Below are 19,454 nucleotides of genomic sequence, written 5' to 3' on the forward strand. Positions count from 1 at the left end.
TTCCATCACTTTTTAACACTATGGGCGCAGAGTAGGCGTCGCCGCCTATGTAGGTAATAAATTCTACCCCATTAGTTGCCTTATTTAGTTTTACTTCCATGCTGCCACTAGCGGCATAATGCTTGTGGTATTGTCTGGCTAATTTATCCCCGCTCCCGCACGAATCCTTTCCCAGCTCCCGCACGAATCCTTTCGTGTGGTTTTTATATTATAATTTAAAATATTGAAAGACACAAATATCATTTATAAGCCCTTTAGAACCTGAATAATCTATTGCACTACTATACTTATAATCTTCTGGTCTATACACAATTCCTTCTTCAACAGGATTATTATGAATATAATCTATTTTTTGTTGTATTACTTCGTTGCTCCATAGTTCTATTGGTTTGTTATCATGTCACCAAAATTGATGATTTGTTGTATTTGAACTTTTCTCTGCCTCTTTTTTAAAATAATCTAATAAGAACTCTTTTCTGCTTTCCCTTGGGTTTTCTTGTATCGCTTTGATAACACTTCTACTTGTAAACCTTTAAAAATCTCCTAATAAAAGTTCTGGGGGCTGGTTTTCTAAGCTTCTAAAAATTAAATGCACATGATAGGTCATAATGCTCCAAGCATGAATTTCCATTCCTTTCTTTTTTTGACAAAATTCTAAACTTTCTATAACCAAATCTTTATATTCATTTCTTGTAAACACATCTAACCAACTTACAACAGCAAAACTAACAAAATAAAGACCTTTTGGGTTGTGGAATTTATAATTTCTACTCATCTATTTTATGTTTAATAAGTCATTCTATTCTTTAATCACGAACCACGCGAAAGGATTCGCGCGGGAGCGGGGCCATGTCAGACACTTATTTTAGAGCTACAGACGATGAAAAAATGACTGAAACCATGAAAGATTTTTGTACTTATTTTGCAGAAAAGTTGGACCTAACAACATAGATCTAAAATTCGTTTTGTTGCTTAAACATTTGTTCGTTAATTTCATCAATGAATTCTAAAATAGAATCTCTACCTGTTCCCTCTGTGGCAGATGTGGTAAAATACTGTGGCATTTCGGCCCAATTGTTGGCTAATATTTTTTTCTTATAAGCGGCAATGTGCGAGTCTACTTTAGTTCTACCAATTTTGTCTGCTTTAGTAAAAACAATGCAAAAAGGCACTTCGGTTTCTCCTAAATAAGTGATGAATTCTAAATCTATTTTTTGAGCTTCTAATCGAATGTCGATCAAAACAAAAGCACAAACGAGTTGCTCTCTTTTTTCAAAATATTCGGTGATAAATTGTTGAAAAACAGCTTTTGTTTTCTTAGAAACTTTTGCATATCCATAGCCGGGTAAATCTACCAAATACCAATTTGAATTGATTTTAAAATGATTAATCAATTGTGTCTTTCCTGGCCTTGCAGATGTTTTTGCCAGTTTTTTACGCTCGGTTAACATGTTAATCAATGATGATTTTCCTACGTTTGAACGACCAATGAATGCGTATTCTGGCAAAGGCTCATTTGGACATTTGCTTACTTCAGAATTACTAATTATAAAATCGGCTGTGTTAATTTTCATTATATATCAAAATAAAATTCCTCAACTTAATGAGGAATAATGTTATAAGTTGTTTTTTTGTAACCAATTTAGTACTATTTCATTAAATTCATCGGGTCTTTCCATCATGGCGGCATGTCCGCATTTATCGATCCAAAACAATTCTGAATTAGGAAGTAATTGGTTAAATTCTTCCGCCACATTAGGAGGCGTTACTTTGTCATTTTTACCCCAAATAATACAAGTTTTTGTATCCATTTTTGGTAAATCAACGGCCATATTATGCCGTATGGCACTTTTTGCAATGGTCAATGTTTTAATCAATTTTATTCTGTCGTTAACAGTAGCAAAAACTTCATCAACTATTTCTTTTGTAGCAATTTTAGGATCATAAAAAACATCTTCACTTTTTTGTTTAATGTATTCATAATCACCTCGTTTAGGGTAGCTTTCGCCCATTGCGCTTTCATAGAGTCCAGAACTTCCTGTTATAATTAAACCTTTCATTAATTCGGGATACATTTTGGCATGATAAAGTGCTATATGACCTCCAAGCGAATTTCCTAATAATATTACTTGATTAAGCTTTTTGTGTAAAATAAAATTGTGTACAAATTTTGAAAATGCTTTTACATTAGTGTTTAAAATACTTTGAGAATATATAGGTAATAAAGGAATGATTATTCGGTATCCTTTTGAAGGTAAAAAACTAGTTACCCCGTCAAAATTGCTCAATCCACCTAATAATCCATGAAGAATTATAATAGGAGTGCCTTCTCCTACTTCATAATAAGTGTATTTTTTTTCCTTTTTTAACATAAAATATTTTTCTAAAATAAATAGTGACAAATATAATGTTTTTAAGTAAATCTTGCTCAAAAAATCAAATTTATATATTGTATTTGTCTTGCGGTTTCAAATTACAATCAAATTGTAATTAGCTTATTAACATATTTAAAAACCCGTGTTAAATAGTATTTTCTTCTAATTATAACCGCTATAAATCTTTAAAACCTATTGTTTTATTCATTTCATGCTTTTTGATAAATTTTTAAATCTCTTTTTTTTATTGTAAAAACGAGTAAACTTATCAACAAAGTGGTAGATAGTGGTATATAGTGGTAAAATTTTTATATTTTTGTAATTATAAAAAGTCAAAAAACCATTGTGAGTACTTTAATTGGAACATACGAATGCAAGGTAGATGCTAAAGGAAGGTTGATGATACCTGCACCTTTAAAGAAACAATTTAGTTCTTTAGAGGATGGTTTTGTTTTAAAACGTTCTGTTTTTCAGAATTGTATAGAATTGTTTCCAATGGGTGAGTGGAATAAAATGATGGCTAAAATAAATAAACTCAATCGTTTTGTTAAAAAGAACGATGATTTTATACGAAGATTTACGGCAGGTGTAAAAGTAGTTGAAATTGATGCAACGGGCAGACTTTTAATACCAAAAGATTTAATGGTTTTTGGTCAAATTGACAAAGATTTGGTTTTGTCTTCTTCAATAAATATTATTGAAATTTGGGATAAAACTTTATATGAAAATGCTATTGAAAATGCTGCTGTAGATTTTGCAGAATTAGCAGAAGAAGTTATGGGTAATTTAAATGAAGATGAAAATGGAATATCATAATCCTGTTTTGTTACAAGAAACCGTAGATGGATTAAACATCCAAGCTGATGGTGTATATGTAGACGTCACTTTTGGTGGTGGAGGTCATTCAAGAGAAATTATGTCGCGATTAGGCCCAAAAGGGAGACTCTATGCTTTTGATCAAGATCAAGACGCATTAAAAAATGCAATTGACGATGACAGGTTTGTATTAATAAATGAAAATTTTAGATTTATAAAAAGGTTCTTGCGATTTCAGGGAATAAAACAAGTTGATGGAATTTTGGCAGATTTAGGGGTTTCATCGCATCAGTTTGATGTTGCAGAAAGAGGTTTTTCGACACGTTTTGAAGCCGTATTAGACATGAGAATGAGTCAAAAAGGAGAGCTTTCGGCATATCATGTTATTAATGATTACGACGAAACTGCTTTAAAAAATGTTTTGTTTGATTTTGGTGAATTAAAAAATGCAGGCGCTATGGCTCATGTTATAGTTAATGCAAGAAATGAAAATCCAATAAAAAACTCGGAACAACTCAAAGAAATTTTGAGTCGTTTTTTACCAGGACATAAAAGCAATAAAATATTAGCTCAAATTTATCAAGCCATTCGCATAGAAGTAAATCAAGAAATAGATGCTTTAAAAGAGTTTTTAATACAATCATTAGATCTTTTGAAACCCGGTGGTAGAATTAGCGTTATGTCTTATCACTCTTTAGAAGACCGTTTGGTTAAAAGGTTTGTAAAAAACGGCATGTTTGAGGGTGAGCCTGTAAAAGACTTTTTTGGAAATTTTGAAGTCCCTTTTAAGACCATAGAAAAATTGATAGTACCGTCAAACGAAGAGGTTGCAATTAATAATAGAGCAAGAAGCGCCAAATTAAGAGTTTCAGAAAAAAAATAAAATGAAAAAAAGTCTCTATAGTTTATTAAAAACAAAATTTTTAGTTAGTGACGACTCTTTTAAGAATTGGAAGCTCATTATATTTCTTATTTTTTTGTCTATGATAATGATTGCAAATAACCACCAATACGATGCTAAAAACTATAAAATTACGGCGTTGACAAATCAAGTTAAAGAATTGAGATCCAAATTTGTAGATACCCGATCCGATTTAATGCAGTTAAAAATGGAGTCAACTATAACAACTAAAATGCAATCAAGAAATATAAAACCATCAGAGGTTTCTCCAAAAAAGATTAAAGTTTTAAAAACAATAGAATAAGTTTTATTTTAAAAAAATTATGGCAGCAGTAGATAAAAATAATTCTTTACGAATGTATTTTGTAGCTAGCATCTTATTTTTGATGGCTATTTTAGTTGTTGTAAAATTAACTAATATTCAGTGGGTCGAAGGTTCGTATTATAAAGACTTAGCAAAACAACGAACGGTTAAAAATTTTATAATCCCTTCAAATAAAGGTAATATTTATTCTTCTGATGGAAGTTTATTGGCAACTTCAATTCCAGAGTACACCATCCGTTTTGATGCCATGGCCTCAAAAAAAGAAGACTTTAATGAAAACGTAAGAATGCTTTCAGATTCATTGGCGCTACTTTTACAAAAGCCTTCAGAACAGATATTGTCTCAATTAAGAAAAGCAAGAGCCACACAAAACAGATATTTATTGATCGCGCGAAAATTAAGCTATACAGAATATATTAAAATAAAAAGTTTCCCATTGTTTAACAAGGGATCGTATAGAGGTGGAATTATTGTAGAACAAAAAACGGTACGCGAACACCCTATTGGTAAAATTGCGGAAAGAACCATTGGCTACGAAAGATTAAATGGCGATGGCACTGCAACCGGAAAAGGAATAGAATATGCTTTTAAAAAATATTTAAACGGCAAAAATGGGCATCGAAAAATGCAAAAAATCGCCAAAAATCAATGGAAGCCCATTAGTGATATTAACGAATTAGAACCTCAAGATGGTTATGATGTAATCTCTACTATTGATGTATATATCCAAGACATTGCACATCATGCTTTGTTAAAGCAACTTGAAATTTACCAAGCTGATCACGGAAGTGTTGTTGTAATGGAAACTAAAACGGGAGAGGTAAAAGCCATATCAAATTTAGGAAGAGATTCTGACGGAACATATTATGAAACTCAAAACTATGCTGTTGCTGAGTCACACGAGCCGGGTTCAACCTTTAAACTGGTAGACCTTATAGCTCTATTAGATGATAAAAAAGTAGATACGAGTGAAGTATATGACACTCAGGGTGGTGTTGTTAAATATTATGGACGATCTGTAAGAGACTCACATGTGGGCGGTTATGGAAAAATTTCTTTAGCGGAAGGTTTTGAGCGTTCATCAAATACCGTTTTGGTTCAAGCGGTTTATGAAAATTATAACGACAATCCAAATGAGTTTATCAAGAGAATTGAGAGCTATGGAATGAACAAGCCTTTAGGACTGCAGTTTTTAGGTGAAGGAATACCAAAAATTCCTCAGCCAGGCACAAAAAGTTGGTCAGGTATTGCTTTGCCATGGATGGCATACGGATACGGGGTTTCGGTAACGCCATTACAAACCTTAGTACTTTACAATGCTGTGGCCAATGATGGAAAAATGATTAAACCCTTATTTGTAAAAGAAATTAAAGAATGGAATAAATCGATTAAAATATTCAAAACCGAAGTAATTAATAATAAAATATGTTCTGATGAAACGCTTTTAAAGGTAAAAGCGATTTTAGAAAACGTGGTTAAAAGAGGTACAGGTGCTAAGTTATATTCAAAAAACTTTTCAATGGCTGGTAAAACAGGAACCGTTCAAATGAATTATAAAGATAAATCTAAACTTTATTATGCATCGTCTTTTGTAGGTTATTTTCCTGCAGATCAGCCTAAATATTCTTGTATTGTTGTGGTTCATAAACCTAATGTTGAAGCAGGTTATTATGGAGCAGATGTTGCTGGACCTGTGTTTAAACGCATTGCGCAAAAAATTTATACAGACAGTCCTTCAACCAATGAAATTAAAAAAATTAACAAAGAAATAACCAGTCAAGTTCAATCGTATAATAAATTATATGATCAAAAAATTACTGAAAACAGAATGCCTAATGTTATAGGCTTACCAGCTATGGATGCAGTTTCGTTACTAGAAAATTTAGAGTTAAAGGTTATCCTAATTGGAAAAGGAAGAGTAACAAAACAATCGATAGAAAAGGGAGAAAATTTTACTAAAAATCAAACAATTATCATAGAATTATCGTGAAAATTTTAAAAGACATATTGTATAAAGTAGCAATTGAATCTGTAAAAGGGTCAACCGATATTGCTGTAAACTTAATGGACTTTGATTCAAGAAAAATTTCATTGAATGATGTTTTTGTTGCCATAAGAGGTTCGGTTTCTGATGGCCATAATTTTATTGAAAAAGCAGTAAATCAAGGCGCTATAGCAATAGTTTGCGAAGAGTTTCCAGATGTTATAATCAATGGAGTTACCTATGTTAGAGTTAAAAATTCAAACGAAGCTTTAGCCTTTTTAGCTCATAATTTTTACGAAAATCCTTCTGCAAAATTAAAATTAATAGGCATAACCGGTACTAACGGAAAAACAACGGTAGCTTCTCTTTTATATCAATTGTTTAAAAAAGCGGGCTACAAAGTTGGACTGCTTTCTACAGTAAAAATAATAGTAGATGACTACGAATATAAAGCAACGCATACAACCCCAGATTCATTAACTATAAATCATTATTTAAATGAAATGGTTGATGCGGAATGTGAGTTTTGTTTTATGGAAGTAAGTTCGCACGGAATTCATCAAAAGCGTACAGTAGGCTTGCAATTTGAAGGGGGCGTTTTTACCAATTTATCCCACGATCATTTAGATTATCACAGTACTTTTTCGGAATATAGAGATGTTAAAAAACTGTTTTTTGACGGTTTGCCTAAAACGGCTTTTGCATTAACTAATATTGATGATAAAAACGGTAATGTAGTACTTCAAAATACAAAAGCAAGAAAATTATCTTACGCCTTAAAATCGTATGCCGATTATAAAGCACAAATTTTAGAAAGTCAATTAACAGGGTTGTTGCTAAAAGTAAATGATAATGAAGTTTGGGTTAAGCTTATAGGAAATTTTAATGCCTATAACATGCTTGCCATTTATGGAGTTGCAGTTGAGTTAGGAATAGATAAAATTGAAGCTCTTCGATTGCTAAGTGAGTTGGAAAGTGTAGCAGGAAGATTTCAATTTATTATTTCAAATTCAAAAATAACAGCAATTATCGACTATGCACATACCCCTGATGCATTAGAAAATGTTTTAAAAACAATTTCTGAAATACGTACAAAAAATGAACAGTTGATTACGGTTGTTGGATGCGGGGGCGATAGAGATAAAACCAAGCGTTCTGTAATGGCTCACATAGCCTCTTCATTAAGTGACAAAGTGATATTTACTTCAGACAATCCAAGAACAGAAGTTCCTGAAGCTATTATTGCAGATATGGAAAAAGGGGTAGAACCTCAAAATTTAAAAAAAACAGTATCTATTGTAGATAGAAAGCAAGCCATTAAAACAGCATGTATTATGGCAAACGAAAAAGATATAATCTTAGTTGCCGGAAAAGGGCACGAAAATTATCAAGAAATAAACGGTGTAAGACACGATTTTGATGACTTAAAAATAATAACTGAATTGTTAACCCAACTAAATAAATAGAAAATGTTGTATTATTTATTCCAATATTTAGAAAATAATTTTGATGTTCCTGGGGCAAGTTTGTTTCAGTACATAACTTTTCGTTCGTCATTAGCTATAATTTTATCCTTGCTTATTTCAACAGTATATGGTAAAAGAATAATAAACTTTTTGCAAAAACTACAAGTTGGCGAAACCGTTAGAGAGCTTGGACTAGAAGGTCAAAAGGAAAAGGCAGGAACCCCTACTATGGGAGGAATCATAATTATTTTAGCTACATTAATTCCGGTTTTTTTACTAGCCAAGTTAGATAATATTTACATCATTTTACTTATTATTACAACCCTGTGGATGGGTACAATTGGTTTTATTGATGATTATATTAAAATCTTTAAAAAAGATAAAGAAGGATTAAAAGGGGTTTTTAAAGTAATCGGGCAGGTGGGCTTAGGAATAATTGTAGGTAGTTTTTTGTACTTTAATGACGGAGTAACGGTTCGAGAAGATGCCTCAAAAAACCTAGTAAACATTTCAAATACCCAATCAAAAGCAACCTTAGATGTAAAATCAACCACCACAACCATTCCGTTTTTTAAAAACAATGAATTTGATTATGCAGAGGTGTTGAGCTTTATGGGTGATGGATACGAAAAATGGGCTTGGTTAATCTTTATACCCGTTGTAATTTTTATCATAACAGCCGTTTCAAACGGGGCAAATTTAACAGACGGAATTGATGGACTTGCTGCAGGAACATCTGCAATATCAGTAATTGCACTAGGTATTTTTACGTATGTTTCGGGAAACATTATTTTATCAGATTATTTAAATATAATGTACATCCCTAATTCGGGAGAAATGACTATTTATATTGCATCATTTATAGGAGCATTAATAGGCTTTTTATGGTATAATTCATTTCCAGCTTCTGTTTTTATGGGCGATACGGGTAGTTTAACCATTGGGGGTATTATAGCCGTTTTAGCTATTTCTGTTCGAAAAGAATTGTTGTTACCTGTTTTATGTGCCATCTTTTTTGCCGAAAACATTTCTGTAATACTTCAAGTCAGTTATTTTAAATATACCAAAAAACGTTTTGGAGCAGGAAAAAGGATTTTTTTAATGGCACCATTACATCATCATTATCAAAAAAAAGGATATCACGAAAGTAAAATTGTAACACGCTTTTGGATTGTTGCAATAATGCTTTCTATTTTGTCCATTGTAACTTTAAAATTACGATAAAATGAAAAGGTTAGTTATTCTTGGTGGCGGAGAAAGTGGCGTAGGAACAGCAATTCTTGGAAAGAAAAAAGGATATGATGTTTTTGTGTCTGATTTTGGAAAAATTAAAAATAATTATAAAGAAGTTCTAAATCAATATGGCATCAATTGGGAAGATGAAAAGCATACAGAAGAATTAATTTTAAATGCAGATCTCGTAATGAAAAGCCCAGGAATACCTGATAAGGCTTCAATTATAACAAAATTAATAGCGAATCGAATTTCTGTGATTTCTGAAATAGAATTTGCTTACAAGTATACCCATGCGATAACAATAGGAATTACAGGTAGTAATGGCAAAACTACCACAACGTTATTAACCTACCATTTATTAAAAGAAGGTGGTTTAAACGTGGGAATAGCAGGAAATATAGGAAAAAGCTTTGCATGGCAAGTTGCAGAAGATGACTTTGATGTTTATGTGTTGGAACTAAGTAGTTTTCAGCTGGACGGCATTGTAAATTACAAACCTCACATAGCCATAATTACAAACATAAGTCCAGATCATTTAGACCGATACAATTATGATTATGGATTATATATTGGCTCTAAATTTAGAATTACAATGAATCAAACAGAAAATGATTATTTAATATATGATGACGATGATGAGGCTATTTTAAACTGGTTTAAAAATAATAAAACAAAAGCACAAACACTTCCTTTTTCTTTAAAACATCACGTAGAACAAGGAAGCTATTTAGAAAACAAAACACTATACAATACTACAAATAACAAACAAATTACTATGTCAACATCAAATATATCTCTAGACGGCATGCATAATGTTAAAAACGCAATGGCAGCAACTACGATTGCGCAGCTAATGAACATTAGAAAAAAAACCATACGCGAAAGCTTAGCAAACTTTCAGGGTGTAGAACATCGATTAGAAAAAGTATTAAAAATTCAAAACGTTCAATACATCAATGATTCAAAAGCTACAAATGTAAATGCTACTTATTATGCATTAGAGAGCATGGAAACGCCAACGATTTGGATAGTGGGGGGTGTAGATAAAGGAAACGATTATTCAGAACTAATTGCGTTGGTAAACGAAAAAGTAAAAGCTATTATTTGTTTGGGAGTTGATAATAAAAAAATCATTGATTCATTTAACAATATAGTAGATATAATGGTCGAAACTTCGTCTATGGAGCAAGCCGTAATAGTTGCGCAAAAAATAGCCGAAAAAGGAGAAACCGTTTTGTTATCACCAGCTTGTGCTAGTTTTGATTTATTTGAAAATTACGAAGACAGAGGAAACAAATTTAAAAATGCAGTAAAAGGATTATAATGAACAATTTGATTCATAACTTAAAAGGAGACAGAGTAATTTGGGCATTGGTTTTTTTACTAGCCCTAATTTCGTTTATGCCTGTGTATAGTGCAAGTACAAATCTTGTCTATGTTATTGGTAAAGGGTCAACTATGGGTTATTTAATAAAGCATTTAGGTCACTTATTTATAGGTTTTTGCATCATATATTTTGTACATAAAATACCATATCATTATACAAAAGCTTTTTCATATTTTTTAATGCCTTTAGTAATTGTGTTGTTGGTTTATACCATGTTTCAAGGCACAACAATAGGCGGTGCTAATGCCAGTCGTTGGATTCAAATTCCATTTGTGGGTATAGGTTTTCAAACATCTTCATTGGCTTTTATTGTTTTAATGGTTTACGTCGCTCGATATTTAGCAAAAATAAAAGAAAAAGAATTTACTTTTAAATCTTCTTTTGTAGAATTATGGACTCCTGTTTTTGTGATAATATTTTTAATATTACCAGCTAATTTTTCAACAGCTGCTTTGATTTTTTTGATGGTTTGTATGTTGGTTTATATTGGTCAATATCCCTTAAGGTATTTAGCCGTAATTATCGGAATTGGAATTGCCTCACTAGTGTTGTTTATTTTATTTGCCAAAGCTTTTCCAGATGCTATGCCAAACAGAGTAAAAACCTGGGAAAAACGGATTGAAAGGTTTACTACTGACTCTAAAGGTGAAGATGTTTACCAAATAGAAAATGCAAAAATAGCCATTGCAACAGGCGGTTTAAAAGGGCTTGGTCCTGGAAAAAGTATTCAAAAAAACTTTTTACCTCAATCTTCGTCTGATTTTATTTTTGCCATTATTGTTGAAGAATGGGGGCTTATAGGCGGACTAAGCATTTTATTGGTTTATTTATTGCTGTTCTTTAGGTTTATTGTTTGTGCACATAAAGCGCCTTCCTTTTATGGTAAATTATTAATCATAGGATTGGGTTTCCCTATAATATTTCAGGCATTAGTAAACATGGGTGTAGCGGTAGAATTACTACCAGTTACGGGTCAAACACTTCCTTTAATTAGCGCAGGAGGAACATCTATTTGGGTGACGTGTGCAGCTGTAGGAGTTATTATTAGTGTTACCAAAAAAGAAGAAGAGGTAGCTGCAGATTTATTAGAATCAGAAAAAAGAAACGATGCATTACAACGCATCATTGACAAAGAAATTCAACTGGAAGAAGAGGCTAAACAAATAGACTCAGAAAACCCATTAGCACCAATAGTAAATAAAAAGTAATGAGTACTAAAAAATTCATAATCAGTGGCGGAGGAACAGGCGGACATATCTATCCTGCACTAGCCATTGCAAACGAATTAAAATTGCGTTTTTCTGATGCTCAATTCCTTTTTGTAGGTGCTAAAGACAAAATGGAAATGCAAAAAGTGCCTCAAGCGGGTTATGAAATTAAAGGTTTGTGGATTGCGGGTTTACAACGCAAATTGACCCTAAAAAACATGCTGTTTCCATTTAAATTGATTTCCAGTTTATGGATTTCGTTTGTACTCATAAAAAAATTTAAGCCTAATGTTGTTATTGGTACCGGTGGCTTTGCATCTGGTCCGGTTCTTCAAGTAGCCAATATGTTAGGTATTCCAACATTGGTACAAGAGCAAAACTCATATCCAGGAATTACCAATAAATTATTAGCAAAAAAAGCAAACTCTATTTGTGTGGCTTACGAAAACTTAGATCGCTTTTTTCCAATAGCGAAAACCAAATTAACAGGAAACCCTGTTCGTCAAGATTTAATTTCAGATGAAAACAAACGCGACGAGGCATTGCAATATTTTAATTTAGACCAAACAAAAAAAACGCTATTAATCTTGGGTGGTAGTTTAGGTGCCAAACGAATAAACCAATTAATAGAGCACAAATTAAATTTTTTGTTGCAAAACAACATCCAAATCATCTGGCAGTGTGGCGCCTTGTATTATGATAAATATCAAAAATGGAACACCACAACAAATGTTCAAATAGCAGCTTTTATTGATCGTATGGATTTGGCCTATGCAGCAGCAGATTTTATAATTTCGCGTTCGGGTGCTTCATCTGTTTCAGAGTTATGTATTACAGCAAAACCCACAATCTTTATACCTTCACCAAACGTTGCAGAAGACCATCAAACCAAAAATGCAAAAGCTATTTGCGATACAAATGGAGCGATTTTAATAAACGAATCGGATTTAGAAAATCAATTTGAATTGGTTTTTATGGATTTGATTTCCGATGAGGTAAAACAAAAAAAACTAAGTCAAAATTTAAAAAAATTAGCCTTGCCAAATGCTACAAAAGATATTGTTCACGAAATAGTTAAACTGTTAAACAAATAAAAGGATTACACGTAATAATGAATTTAAACCAAACACATAATTTTTACTTTATAGGCATCGGTGGTATCGGCATGAGTGCTTTGGCACGATATTATAAAAATTTAGGTAAAAATGTAAGTGGTTATGATAAAACCCAAACTCAATTAACCAACGAGTTGCAGCAAGAAGGAATTGAGGTATGTTTTGATGACAATATTAATTTAATTCCGAAAAACTATACCGCCAAAAACACACTAGTTGTTATTACTCCGGCTGTTCCTGCTTTACATGCCCAATGGCGTTATTTTATAGAAAGAGATTATGATATAAAAAAACGAGCACAAGTACTTGGAATCATTACAAAAGACACTTTTTGTTTTGCTGTAGCAGGTACGCACGGCAAAACAACAACATCGAGTATTTTGGCACATATACTTGTTCAAAGCGGTTATGATGTAACTTCGTTTTTAGGCGGAATTGTAGAAAACTATGACTCCAACTTAGTAGGAAATGGCAAAACAATCACAGTTGTAGAGGCTGATGAGTTTGATCGTTCCTTTTTGCATTTGCACCCCAATATTGCCTGCATCACATCAATGGATGCCGATCATTTAGATATTTATGGAGACGCGCGAAGCATAGAGGCAAGCTTTAGAGAGTTTGCCCATAAAGTTTCAGATAAAAACAACTTATTTTATGCCAATGGATTAGATCTTGAAGGAATATCAGTCGGAATTAATGACAATGCAAAAATTGGCGCTCAAAATATCAAAATAGTAAACGGTTATTATGTTTTTGATGCCAAAATTGAAAATGAATACATTAAAAACATTCAATTTGGTTTACCGGGTCATCATAATTTATCTAACGCCTTAATGGCTTTGTCTATGGCAAAGGCTTACGGAGTTGATACCGAAAAAATTAAGGCTGCCTTGGCTTCATTTAAAGGAATAAGAAGGCGATTTTCATTTCAAATTAGAGAAAAAAAACTTACCTATATTGATGATTATGCCCATCATCCTACAGAAATTAATGCTGTGCATCAAGCGGTTAAAGAATTGTTCCCAAATCAAAAAATATGTGCTGTTTTTCAGCCCCATTTATTTAGCAGAACAAAAGATTTTGCCGATGATTTTGCTAAAAGCTTATCACAATTTGATGAAATACTGTTGTTGGAAATTTACCCTGCTCGAGAATTGCCTATGCCGGGTATTACATCTAGTTGGTTGTTAGATAAAATAGAGAACAAAAATAAAAAAGTGCTGAGTAAAGAGCTCGTTTATAAAGCATTAAAAAATTCAAATGCAACGGTGTATATCACTATTGGCGCTGGTGACTTAGGAGAAATGGTGCAACAAATAAAAAAGACTTTAAATGAAAAAATTTAATTGGAACAACATACGTTTAGTCCTTATAGCAGCACTTATGGTCTTTTTGTATTCGTTCTCCAATATTAAAAATCAAGGGCGAAATATAAAAAAAATAAACATTGCTTTTGAGGCAGATGATTATCCTTTTTTAAACGAAACAATGGTTAATAACTTGTTAATACAAAACTTTAAGGGGGCTTCCGTAGTACAAAAAGAAAAGGTAAATTTGAAAGACATGGAATTTTTATTGGACTCCAATAGATACATAGATAATTCAGAATTTTTTTGTTCCATCGACGGTGTTCTTAGTGGAAAAATCAAACAAAAAAAACCAATTATTAGGGTTGTAAATGAGAAAGATTCTTATTATTTAGACAATAAGGGAGCTAAAATTCCTTTGTCTGAAAATTTTACACCACGCGTTCCAGTCTATTACGGAATAATAAAAGAAGAAGAAATACAAAATTTAGTTCGCGTTTTTACTTACATTGAAAATGACGAAATGCTAAAGCAGAATATAATTGATGTTAAAAAAACGCAAAAACAGAATATAATTTTTTCAGTTAGAGATTATGATTACAAGGTAATTTTTGGAACGGAATCAAATGTAGAATCCAAATTCAATAATTACAAAGCATTTTTGCAACAGGCAACAAAAGATACGCTAATTAAACATTATAAGTCAGTTAATTTGATTTTTACACAGCAAGTAATTTGTGTTAAATAATTTGGTCATGGGAAAAGAAAATATAGCAGTTGGTTTAGATATTGGAACAACAAAAATTGTTGTTATGATTGGTCGCGAAAATGAATACGGTAAACTTGAAATTCTAGGAATTGGAAAATCTAAAAGTTTAGGTGTACATCGTGGTGTGGTTAACAACATAACCCAAACCATTCAATCTATTCAACAAGCTGTTCAGGAGGCAGAAACAAATTCTGATTATAAAATAAACGATGTTGTGGTAGGTATAGCAGGGCAACACATTCGAAGCATACAGCATAGCGATTATATCAGCAGGCCTAATGCTGAAGAAGTAATTGGCGATGACGATATTGATAAATTAATTAGCCAAGTTCATAAATTGGCCATGCTTCCGGGCGAAGAAATTATTCATGTTTTACCACAAGAATTTCGCATAGACGGTCAAGCCGAAATAAAAGAGCCGGTGGGTATGTATGGTTCTCGTGTAGAGTCTAGTTTTCATGTAGTAGTTGGCCAGGCGGCTTCAATACGAAATGTAGGACGTTGCATTAAAAGTGCCGGATTAGATTTATCGGGTTTAACCCTAGAGCCATTAGCTTCAGCAGATGCCGTATTAAGTCAAGAAGAAAAAGAAGCGGGTGTAGCCTTAATTGATATAGGGGGAGGTACAACAGACTTAGCCATTTTTAAAGATGGAATCATTCGTCACACAGCCGTAATTCCTTTTGGAGGAAACGTGATAACAGAAGACATAAAAGAGGGCTGTTCCATAATTGAAAAACAAGCCGAATTATTAAAAGTAAAATTTGGATCTGCTTGGCCAGGAGAAAATAAAGACAACGAAATTGTTTCTATTCCAGGATTAAGAGGTCGTGAGCCAAAAGAAATCTCACTTAAAAACTTATCAAAAATTATACATGCCCGAGTGGTGGAAATTATTGAACAAGTATATGCCGAAATAAAAGAATATGGCCATGAAGACAAAAAGAAAAAATTAATTGCAGGAATTGTTTTAACAGGTGGGGGTTCTCAGTTAAAACACATTAAGCAATTGGTAGAATATATAACAGGTATGGATACGCGTATTGGATATCCAAACGAGCATTTAGCTGGCGATTCTGACGACGAAATTTCAAGTCCATTATACGCCACGGCAGTTGGCTTAGTAATGAATAGTCTTAGAAATAATACTAAAAGTGCTACGCCGTTTTTAGAAATGAAAAAAGATGAAGTTGAAAAACAGCCCGAAATGCTTGAGGCCGATGAAGAATTAGAAACTGCAGAAACTAGTTCTGCAGCTGAAATCGAAAGTACAGAAGGAAAAGTAAAGCGTTCATTTTTTGATAAATACATCGAAAAAATCAAAGAATTTTTAGATAACGCAGAATAAAATAGTTCAGAAGAAAACAAAACATACAAATAAAAAATAATTACCTCAATAGGCTCTCCTTAAAAAGAAAGCAGTTGAAAAAAAAACCAAACTTTATGATAAGCGACTCAAATTTTGGAAATATTTCATTTGATTTACCTAAAAATCAATCAAACGTTATTAAAGTAATAGGCGTTGGTGGTGGCGGTAGCAATGCAATTAATCACATGTTTAAGCAAGGGATAAAGGGCGTAGACTTTATCATTTGCAATACAGATGCTCAAGCACTTGAAAACAGTCCTGTGCCAAATAAAATTCAATTGGGTGTAAACCTTACTGAAGGACTTGGTGCTGGTGCCAATCCAGAGGTAGGTCAACAAGCAGCAATTGAAAGTGTTGAGGTTATCGAAAAAATGTTAGGGTCAAACACAAAAATGATTTTCATTACCGCCGGTATGGGTGGAGGAACAGGAACAGGAGCAGCACCTGTTATTGCTCAATTAGCAAAAGAAAGAGACATTTTAACAGTGGGCATTGTAACCATCCCTTTTCAATTTGAAGGTAAGGTACGCCAAGAACAAGCAATTCAGGGAATAGAAAAATTACGCAAACAAGTAGATTCGTTAATAGTAATAAACAACAATAAATTAAGAGAAGTATATGGTAATCTTGGTTTTAAAGCCGGCTTTTCTAAAGCAGACGAAGTTTTAGCAACCGCATCAAGAGGTATTGCCGAAGTAATTACCTACCATTACACACAAAATATTGATCTTAAAGATGTGAAAACCGTATTGTATAACAGCGGTACAGCAATCATGGGATCGGCCATAGCAGCTGGAGACGAAAGAGCTAAAATAGCCATCAAAAGCGCATTGGATTCGCCCCTGTTAAATGATAATAAAATAACAGGTGCTAAAAATGTATTGTTGTTGATCGTTTCTGGATCAAAAGAAATTACCATTGATGAAATTGGAGAAATAAACGAATTCATTCAAACAGAAGCAGGACATAATGCAAATATAATCATGGGTGTTGGTGAAGACGACAAACTAGATGAAACCATCTCAGTAACTATAATTGCCACCGGATTTAACCAAGAACAACAACACGAAATTGTAAATACAGAACCAAACAGAATCATACATACATTAGAAGACGAACAAAAAATTGTTAAAAATTTAATGCAAACAGAAGTTGAGGCAGAAGTGATTAATTTTACAACTTTAAATTGTACGCCAACAATTGAAAAAGAAGAAGAGCCTAAATCTCAAAAAGTATTTTTTTCTTTAGAACAAGCAACACAAGAGCACAACTTTATTACAACTCAAGAAACCCAATTAACAGCAACAACAGATGCTATAAAAAATATAGAAGTTTCGTTTGAAATTATATCAGCTCAGGTAACTAGCGAGCCTGTTTTTGAAATAACATCATCACCTAAACCAATTAGAGAAATTGAAGTTATTGACCCTGAGTTTGTAGTTTCAAAAGAAGATTTACTGTTTTCTTTAGACATGTTTGAAATACAGCCTAAAGAGGTAAAAGAAAACCAAATTATTTTCAACCTTTCCGAAGAAATAAAAGATATAGAAGTAAACCAGCCGATAGAATTTATTCCGATCACCGAAATAGAACAAAACGGAATCATTAAATATTCATTAGAAGAATATCTTGAAAAAGAAAACGAGCTGTTGACGGCAAAATCTGAACACCAAGAGCCTGTTAACCCTGAATTGGATATTAAAATAAACACCCTATATGAAAGTGAGGGTAAAGAGCCCTTTTCAAACTATGAAAATTTTGATTTAACGGATCTTTCAATCGAAGAAACATTGCGCATACGTGCTGAAGAGCGCAAACGCAAAATGAAAGAATTTAATTATAAATTTAATTCCAATTCGCGCATTGACGAAATAGAAAAACAACCTGCTTACAAAAGAATGGGGGTTAATTTAGAAACACCAGATTTAAGCGCAAACAAATCGAGAATGTCTTTAGGAACAGACAGTAATGATGATGCTCAATTGCGTTCAAACAATTCTTTTTTACATGATAATGTAGATTAAAGGCTGATGCTAAAACATTAGAAAAGCCCAAAAATTATTTTGGGTTTTTTTATTTATATTTGCACAAACAAGCATAAGCGAACTACAGCTTTATATTTCAGTTTGTGCTAGGGCAACTGAAGCATACTAAAACAGAAACAAAAAAATTAAAAACATGAGTTTAGCAACACAAATCATGGACCAAATGAAAACGGCCATGAAAGCAAAAGATACCATAGCATTAGAAGCATTACGAGCTGTAAAAGCTGAAATATTATTGGCTCAAACATCAGGTTCGGCAGATGGGCTTTCGGAAGAAGACGAAATCAAAATTTTACAAAAATTAGTAAAACAGCGTAAAGATAGTGCCAACATATTTGCCGAACAAAACCGAAACGATTTAGCCGAGCCCGAGTTGGCTCAAATAGCCGTAATAGAAAAATTCTTACCAGCTCAATTATCAGAAGCAGAAGTAGAAACAGCAATTACAAAAATCATTGCAGATGGTGGATTCTCGGGCATGGCTTCAATGGGCCAAGTAATGGCAATGGCATCAAAACAATTAGGAGGAAACTCAGACGGAAAAACAATTTCTACAATCGTTAAGAAATTATTAGTGTAATTTAGAACAAAAGAGAATCGAAAATAGAGAAAAGAGAATAGATTAAGTCTTTCCTCTTTCTTCTTTCCTCTCAAAAAAGGCCTCGTAGTTCAACTGGATAGAATTTCGGATTTCGGCTCCGACGGTTGCAGGTTCGAACCCTGCCGAGGTCACTTTATAAGACGTAAACTCTTTATTTATAGGAGTTTGCGTTTTTTGTTTTCACAACTTGCCCAACCATTGCCCGACCATTTCAAAAACCCGTCTTTTTTTCAAATAAATCAGTTAACTGAATTAATAAATTTGTTGAATCTATTCTAATTCGTTCTATTTTAAAATTGCCTTGAAAAAAACTGATATGGTATATAAAAATAATTATTAATAATTACTTTTTTAATAATTTACTTTGAAAAAAGATTGAAGAATCAATTAACCTAATTTGATTTATGTTCATTAATTATTTCAAAAAATAAAGTACTAAAATCAATTATTTATCTTGCCATTTAATTTAAGAATAAAATTATATTTTTAATTATTTAAACAATAAAGAAAATTTTTTAAATAGGTTTCAATAATATGGGCTAAATAATAT

Annotated in this window: 17 protein-coding genes, 1 tRNA gene and 2 pseudogenes; 16 read left to right on the plus strand and 4 right to left on the minus strand. The window is 32.6% G+C overall.

The window, feature by feature from the left end; all coding sequences use genetic code 11:
- Together AABM47_RS04340 and AABM47_RS04345 are read right to left on the minus strand one after the other, a co-directional pair.
- Positions 1 to 184, minus strand: a pseudogene (locus AABM47_RS04340) (hypothetical protein); the annotation flags it as partial.
- A gap of 348 nt (positions 185 to 532) precedes the next feature.
- Positions 533 to 775: a hypothetical protein gene (locus AABM47_RS04345; protein ID WP_338409703.1), complete on the minus strand. Its 243-nt coding sequence runs from the start codon at positions 773 to 775 to the stop codon at positions 533 to 535.
- A gap of 71 nt (positions 776 to 846) precedes the next feature.
- Between AABM47_RS04345 and AABM47_RS04350 the strand changes: the two are divergent.
- Positions 847 to 951: pseudogene (locus AABM47_RS04350) on the plus strand (gliding motility protein GldC); the annotation flags it as partial.
- Between the two features lie 2 nt (positions 952 to 953).
- On the opposite strand, the gene yihA reads toward AABM47_RS04350, so the two are convergent.
- Together yihA and AABM47_RS04360 are read right to left on the minus strand one after the other, a co-directional pair.
- The gene (yihA, locus tag AABM47_RS04355) at positions 954 to 1,574 is read right to left on the minus strand and encodes a ribosome biogenesis GTP-binding protein YihA/YsxC (protein WP_338409704.1); all 621 of its coding nucleotides are present in this window, start codon (positions 1,572 to 1,574) and stop codon (positions 954 to 956) included.
- 42 nt (positions 1,575 to 1,616) lie between these two features.
- Positions 1,617 to 2,372 carry an alpha/beta hydrolase gene (locus tag AABM47_RS04360; protein ID WP_338409719.1) on the minus strand — a complete coding sequence of 252 codons (756 nt, stop codon included), beginning with the start codon at positions 2,370 to 2,372 and terminating at the stop codon, positions 1,617 to 1,619.
- 348 nt (positions 2,373 to 2,720) lie between these two features.
- On the opposite strand from AABM47_RS04360, the gene mraZ reads away from it, so the two are divergent.
- The 15 genes from mraZ (at position 2,721) to AABM47_RS04435 (ending at position 19,035) form a co-directional block, all read left to right on the plus strand.
- Positions 2,721 to 3,191, plus strand: a complete 471-nt coding sequence (mraZ, locus tag AABM47_RS04365) for a division/cell wall cluster transcriptional repressor MraZ (RefSeq protein ID WP_338409705.1) — start codon at positions 2,721 to 2,723, stop codon at positions 3,189 to 3,191.
- The gene (rsmH, locus tag AABM47_RS04370; RefSeq protein ID WP_338409706.1) at positions 3,166 to 4,074 is read left to right on the plus strand and encodes a 16S rRNA (cytosine(1402)-N(4))-methyltransferase RsmH; all 909 of its coding nucleotides are present in this window, start codon (positions 3,166 to 3,168) and stop codon (positions 4,072 to 4,074) included. Before mraZ ends, rsmH begins: the two co-directional genes overlap by 26 nt.
- Before the next feature lies 1 nt (position 4,075).
- Positions 4,076 to 4,396: an FtsL-like putative cell division protein gene (locus tag AABM47_RS04375; protein ID WP_338409707.1), complete on the plus strand. Its 321-nt coding sequence runs from the start codon at positions 4,076 to 4,078 to the stop codon at positions 4,394 to 4,396.
- 19 nt (positions 4,397 to 4,415) lie between these two features.
- Positions 4,416 to 6,407, plus strand: a complete 1,992-nt coding sequence (locus AABM47_RS04380; RefSeq protein ID WP_338409708.1) for a penicillin-binding protein — start codon at positions 4,416 to 4,418, stop codon at positions 6,405 to 6,407.
- Positions 6,404 to 7,867 (plus strand): UDP-N-acetylmuramoyl-L-alanyl-D-glutamate--2,6-diaminopimelate ligase, encoded by a 1,464-nt coding sequence (locus tag AABM47_RS04385; RefSeq protein WP_338409709.1) that lies wholly within the window; start codon positions 6,404 to 6,406, stop codon positions 7,865 to 7,867. The genes AABM47_RS04380 and AABM47_RS04385 overlap by 4 nt, the downstream gene beginning before the upstream one ends.
- A gap of 3 nt (positions 7,868 to 7,870) precedes the next feature.
- The gene (gene mraY, locus AABM47_RS04390) at positions 7,871 to 9,091 is read left to right on the plus strand and encodes a phospho-N-acetylmuramoyl-pentapeptide-transferase (protein ID WP_338409710.1); all 1,221 of its coding nucleotides are present in this window, start codon (positions 7,871 to 7,873) and stop codon (positions 9,089 to 9,091) included.
- Between the two features lies 1 nt (position 9,092).
- Positions 9,093 to 10,427 carry a UDP-N-acetylmuramoyl-L-alanine--D-glutamate ligase gene (murD, locus tag AABM47_RS04395; RefSeq protein WP_338409711.1) on the plus strand — a complete coding sequence of 445 codons (1,335 nt, stop codon included), beginning with the start codon at positions 9,093 to 9,095 and terminating at the stop codon, positions 10,425 to 10,427.
- A complete protein-coding gene (locus AABM47_RS04400; protein WP_338409712.1) occupies positions 10,427 to 11,698 on the plus strand; it encodes an FtsW/RodA/SpoVE family cell cycle protein in 1,272 nt (423 codons plus the stop codon). The genes murD and AABM47_RS04400 overlap by 1 nt, the downstream gene beginning before the upstream one ends.
- Positions 11,698 to 12,792: an undecaprenyldiphospho-muramoylpentapeptide beta-N-acetylglucosaminyltransferase gene (murG, locus tag AABM47_RS04405; RefSeq protein ID WP_338409713.1), complete on the plus strand. Its 1,095-nt coding sequence runs from the start codon at positions 11,698 to 11,700 to the stop codon at positions 12,790 to 12,792. Before AABM47_RS04400 ends, murG begins: the two co-directional genes overlap by 1 nt.
- A 17-nt stretch (positions 12,793 to 12,809) precedes the next feature.
- The gene (gene murC, locus AABM47_RS04410) at positions 12,810 to 14,159 is read left to right on the plus strand and encodes a UDP-N-acetylmuramate--L-alanine ligase (protein WP_338409714.1); all 1,350 of its coding nucleotides are present in this window, start codon (positions 12,810 to 12,812) and stop codon (positions 14,157 to 14,159) included.
- Positions 14,146 to 14,868: a cell division protein FtsQ gene (locus tag AABM47_RS04415; RefSeq protein WP_338409715.1), complete on the plus strand. Its 723-nt coding sequence runs from the start codon at positions 14,146 to 14,148 to the stop codon at positions 14,866 to 14,868. The genes murC and AABM47_RS04415 overlap by 14 nt, the downstream gene beginning before the upstream one ends.
- A gap of 7 nt (positions 14,869 to 14,875) precedes the next feature.
- Positions 14,876 to 16,237, plus strand: coding sequence for a cell division protein FtsA (ftsA, locus tag AABM47_RS04420; RefSeq protein ID WP_338409716.1), 1,362 nt, complete (start codon positions 14,876 to 14,878; stop codon positions 16,235 to 16,237).
- A gap of 95 nt (positions 16,238 to 16,332) precedes the next feature.
- Positions 16,333 to 18,282, plus strand: coding sequence for a cell division protein FtsZ (gene ftsZ / locus AABM47_RS04425; protein WP_338409717.1), 1,950 nt, complete (start codon positions 16,333 to 16,335; stop codon positions 18,280 to 18,282).
- A 154-nt stretch (positions 18,283 to 18,436) separates the two neighbouring features.
- Complete coding sequence (locus AABM47_RS04430; protein ID WP_338409718.1) at positions 18,437 to 18,883, plus strand: GatB/YqeY domain-containing protein; 447 nt, start codon at positions 18,437 to 18,439, stop codon at positions 18,881 to 18,883.
- A gap of 78 nt (positions 18,884 to 18,961) precedes the next feature.
- Positions 18,962 to 19,035, plus strand: a tRNA-Arg gene (locus AABM47_RS04435).
- Positions 19,036 to 19,454: the final 419 nt, after the last annotated feature.

Source organism: uncultured Flavobacterium sp. (assembly GCF_963925415.1).
GTDB lineage: Bacteria > Bacteroidota > Bacteroidia > Flavobacteriales > Flavobacteriaceae > Flavobacterium.